This window comes from Thermovirga lienii, assembly GCF_036847465.1.
Taxonomy (GTDB): domain Bacteria; phylum Synergistota; class Synergistia; order Synergistales; family Thermovirgaceae; genus Thermovirga; species Thermovirga lienii.
Map to the genome: position 1 here is coordinate 1 of NZ_DAITZW010000064.1, position 4,220 is coordinate 4,220.

At 42.3% G+C, this 4,220-nt stretch carries 5 protein-coding genes; all 5 read right to left on the reverse strand.

Annotated features, from left to right (window positions below; genetic code table 11):
- A partial coding sequence (locus tag V7Z69_RS09550) for a hypothetical protein (protein WP_334139760.1) occupies positions 1-240 on the reverse strand: 240 nt, incomplete at its 3' end.
- Between the two features lie 371 nt (positions 241-611).
- Complete coding sequence (locus V7Z69_RS09555; protein WP_334139761.1) at positions 612-1,649, reverse strand: Gfo/Idh/MocA family protein; 1,038 nt, start codon at positions 1,647-1,649, stop codon at positions 612-614.
- A 42-nt stretch (positions 1,650-1,691) separates the two neighbouring features.
- Positions 1,692-3,011, reverse strand: coding sequence for a nucleotide sugar dehydrogenase (locus tag V7Z69_RS09560; protein ID WP_334139762.1), 1,320 nt, complete (start codon positions 3,009-3,011; stop codon positions 1,692-1,694).
- A 29-nt stretch (positions 3,012-3,040) separates the two neighbouring features.
- The gene (locus V7Z69_RS09565; protein WP_334139763.1) at positions 3,041-3,799 is read right to left on the reverse strand and encodes a DapH/DapD/GlmU-related protein; all 759 of its coding nucleotides are present in this window, start codon (positions 3,797-3,799) and stop codon (positions 3,041-3,043) included.
- 25 nt (positions 3,800-3,824) lie between these two features.
- The coding region (locus tag V7Z69_RS09570; RefSeq protein ID WP_334139764.1) for a UDP-N-acetylglucosamine 2-epimerase at positions 3,825-4,220 on the reverse strand (396 nt) is incomplete at its 5' end.

Here is a 4,220-nt window from a genome sequence, read left to right on the forward strand (position 1 = left end):
TATCATGAACCAGCTCCTATCGGTATTAACAAAAATTTTTTTAATAAAATGCACGTAATAGCCATATAAATTTATATTAACGGGAATTCCTTCAGATAAGAAGAGCGATACCCCTTGGAGAAATTCCTGCAAGAAACCGTTTTTGGAAGGAGTAAAATTATAATAAAACAGTTCGTCGGAGTAAAAAGATGGTTCTTTAAAAGCTCTCATTGTATCACCAGAGAAAACATAATTCGGCAAATCTCCGTTTACGGAGGCAATTTGCAATCTTATGAAGATAAGAAGACAAGATAAGATAATTACAAACAACATAGTTAGCAATAAATATGTGTCAGGCCGTTTGACAGTAAATCTCAGGATCTTTCCCCCCAATATTGTCCTTTGTTCTATCCTTCCTTTTTTATGCTATCATTTTCTGGATATACCAGTCAGGAATCTTTTGCAAAAGATCACTGATCCCCGTAAACAAAAGCTTATGCTTTTGCCAAAATCTTACAGTAGACAATTGTCAGAAAAAAGAATTCGCCAAATATAGCACATCGCAAGATGGACGTACACTTAAACAACCAATAGATCATCCATTAAGCTTTACCCTTAATGCTTTCGAATCTCTACCTTGGCATGGTACACATACGAACCTGGCCGCCCGTAAGGGCCGACTGATAAGCTGCCTCTATGATCTCTACGGTCTTGCGCCCTTCCCTGCCTTCAACTAAGCCGTTGCTTCCCGTTTTCAAAGATTCTATTACGTGCTTATAAAAATCCAAGTGACCAAAACCATACACAGAAGTGGGGTTAGTGTTGGCTTCCTTTGTAAGTTCATCCATGGGGTGAGAATCTCTGAACTCCCATGTGTCAATCCTGTTTAAGGCTACGCCTCCAATGCGTACTGTACCGTTCTCACCCAAAACAGTAATACTTCCCTCAAGGTTTTTGGGATAGGTAAGGGTCGTAACGTTTACGCTTCCCAAGGCTCCGCTGCGGTACTTTAGATTAACTACAATCGTATCCTCGGCCTCAATGCGCCTTGCCAAAGTAGCACTGAAAGCCTGAACAGATTCTACAGCTCCCCCAAGCCACTGCATCAAATCGACATAATGAGCAGCCTGGTTACACAAACAACCTCCGTCGAACTCCCACGTACCCCGCCAAGGAGCCATATCATAATATTCCTGCGGTCTGGTCCAAAAAACGTTAGACACAAGCATGTAAATGCGCCCAAACCTTCCTTCGTCTATAGCTTTCTTCAATAATTGTACGGTTTTGTTGAAACGATTTTGTTTGACGACAAAATAACGCACCCCCGCGTCATCACATGCATCTATTGCCGCATCTACATCCGAAAGCTTGGTTCCTGATGGTTTTTCGCATAAAACATGTTTTCCCGCCCTGGCAGCCATTATCGTATGCTTTGGGTGAAGACCTGAAGGCGTACAAATGGAAACTATATCTATATCACTTTCTTCAAGCATCTCTTCGTAGCTAGTAAAAGCCTTAGCTCCGGTCTCCTCTGCAACCTTCTCTACTCTCTCCGCTATAAGATCACAACAAGCAACCAATTTAGCTTCGTTTTCTTCTTCCAATTTCTTTATGGCTTCTACGTGGTTTTTGCTGATGCGCCCACAACCTACCAAAGCAAATCTGTACATACCTTTTCCTTCCCCCTTATCTTGCTTACCTTTGCTCTAAAATCATAAAAGCTGAATATTGCCGTACTTATCTATCGAAACATCCAATACCTTGGATATGATGTTCTTTGTGTCAAAAACTACAGGAGCATTGTCGACAATCAATTGATAATCAACTTTGTTTCTATGCCCTGTTGTTATCAGAACAGCATCGCAACTTTTTACCAGATCGGCAGTTAAGCGCTCCGAATAGAAACTTCTTCCACATCTTTTAACTTCAGGACAGTACGGATCGTGATAACTTACTTTCGCTCCTTTTTTCTCAAGAATGTCCCAAATCTTTAAAGCAGGGGATTCTCTAAGATCGTCTATATCTCCCTTGTAAGCCACGCCCACAAGCAATATGTGACTGTTCTTCAAGGGCTTTTCTTTTTCGTTTAGGATATCCATCAATCGACTAACCACGTACTCCGGCATGCCGTCATTTATCTCTCCAGCAAGCTCTATAAACCTTGTATGATAATCTGTTGCTCTGGCTCTATATGTAAGGTAAAAGGGATCTATAGGAATACAGTGGCCTCCAACTCCTGGCCCTGGATAGAAGGGAACAAATCCAAAGGGCTTAGTAGAAGCCGCTTCTATGACCTCCCAAACGTTTATGCCCATCTTATTACAGATAATGGCTATCTCGTTTGCCAAAGCACAGTTAACTATCCTGAACGTGTTCTCCAATATCTTGGACATCTCAGCTTCCTTGGGACTTGAAACAGTGAAAACTGGAGCATCCAAGATAGCCTCATATAAAGCTTTTGCATGTTCCGTGCAGGCTGGAGTGCACCCGCCTACAACCTTTGGCGTATTCTTGGTTTTGTAAACCTTGTTCCCTGGATCGACTCTTTCCGGTGAAAAGGCAAGATAAAAATCTGCCCCCACCTTTAGTCCAGACTTTTCCAAGATAGGTTTTATAACCTCTTCGGTAGTTCCCGGATATGTTGTGGATTCTAAGATTACCAACATGTCCCTTTTAAGATACTGGGCTATAGAAGCTGCCGTTTCCTTGACATAAGAAAGGTCCGGTTGTTTAAAGACATCAAGCGGCGTAGGGACGCATATGGCAACAACGTCGCACTCTGCCAAGCAGGAGAAGTCCGAAGTTGCAGAAAGTCTTCCTTTCTTCACCAACTCTTCCAACTCATCACTAACTACGTCCCCAATGTAGTTTTCTCCGCGATTTACCTTATCCACCTTATGTTCCTGGATATCGAACCCTAAGACCCTAAATCCGGCCTTGGCTTTTTCAACTGCCAACGGTAGGCCAACATAACCTAGGCCGATAACGCCTACAACTGCCTTTTTGTTTTTTATTAGTTCCAAAAGGGGCATATCAAAGAACCTCCCAAGTAAACATAAGTTTATCCGTCATAAAAAATCTGGTTCTCAATTAGCTGTTCTGCGGGAACGTCTCTGAGGTATTTAGCGGGTACTCCTGCAACTATCACGCGAGGTCGAACGTCACGAGTAACAACGCTGCCTGCAGCAACGACAGCGTCTGCACCTATTTCCACTCCAGGCAATATGGTAGCATTGGCTCCTATCCTTGCGCCCTTTCTGACAATGGGGCCTCCAAAGTACTTTTTCCTCTCCTCTGTTCGACCAAGGAAGTTGTCATTTGTAAAAGTAACCTCTGGAGCTATAAAACAGTAATCTTCTATAGTGCTCATTGCAGTAATATAGGCCCCTGTTTCTATTTTGCACTTTCTACCTATAGCAACTTTATTCTCCACAGCCACGCCTCTACCAATTATTGTGTACTCTCCTATTTTTACATCCTCCCGCACAGTGGCCTTGTCACCCAAAAAAACCATGTCTCCAATCTCCGCACCAACGTAAATCACACATGAAGCACCTACGGTAACCGCTTTACCAAGGACAAGTGGCGGGTAATGGACAGCTCCCTCTGTCGTAGCAGATAAACTAGCCTTTTGGGGCCTTTTGCCTAAAATTGTTCCATCTAGAATTTTACAGTTATCACCTATGCGAACTCCTCTTCTGATAATGACATTATGCCCTACTTCCACGTTGTTTCCTATTATTACGTCATCTTCAATTACCACGAAGTGACCATGCTTGAAATTAGCCCCTATAGTTGCACGTTCTGATATCACAAACATAAAACTTGCCCCCACTCTACAAATTCTAATCAATGTTAGCTTTCAGGAATCCAACTATTCTTTTACCTGCATCGCCTTTGCCATATATATCAGAATAGTATTCGGTTTCACGATTACTTAAAACTAAATCTGGTAATTGCTCACACAAATCAGGGGAATCAATCAAAACATTCCAACCTATATCAACCAATTCTCTCCAGCTCGTGTCCGGCATGATAACTAATGCCTGTTTGCCTGCGAAATATGCCTCTTTTTGCAATCCGCCACTGTCTGTTATGATTTTCTTGCTTCTTTTGACTAGGCCCATGAGATTCAGATAATCCAGCGGCTCAAGAACTATCATTTTTTCTAAATACTTCGTTAGACCAAACTCTTTTACCCTTTTCTGTGTCCTTGGATGAATGGGGAAAACTACAGGTAG

Excerpts from the sequence above, each read along its gene's own strand:
- V7Z69_RS09555 (WP_334139761.1), bottom strand. The coding sequence starts at position 1,649 with ATGTACAGATTTGCTTTGGTAGGTTGTGGGCGCATCAGCAAAAACCAC.
- V7Z69_RS09560 (WP_334139762.1), bottom strand. The coding sequence starts at position 3,011 with ATGCCCCTTTTGGAACTAATAAAAAACAAAAAGGCAGTTGTAGGCGTT.
- V7Z69_RS09565 (WP_334139763.1), bottom strand. The coding sequence starts at position 3,799 with ATGTTTGTGATATCAGAACGTGCAACTATAGGGGCTAATTTCAAGCAT.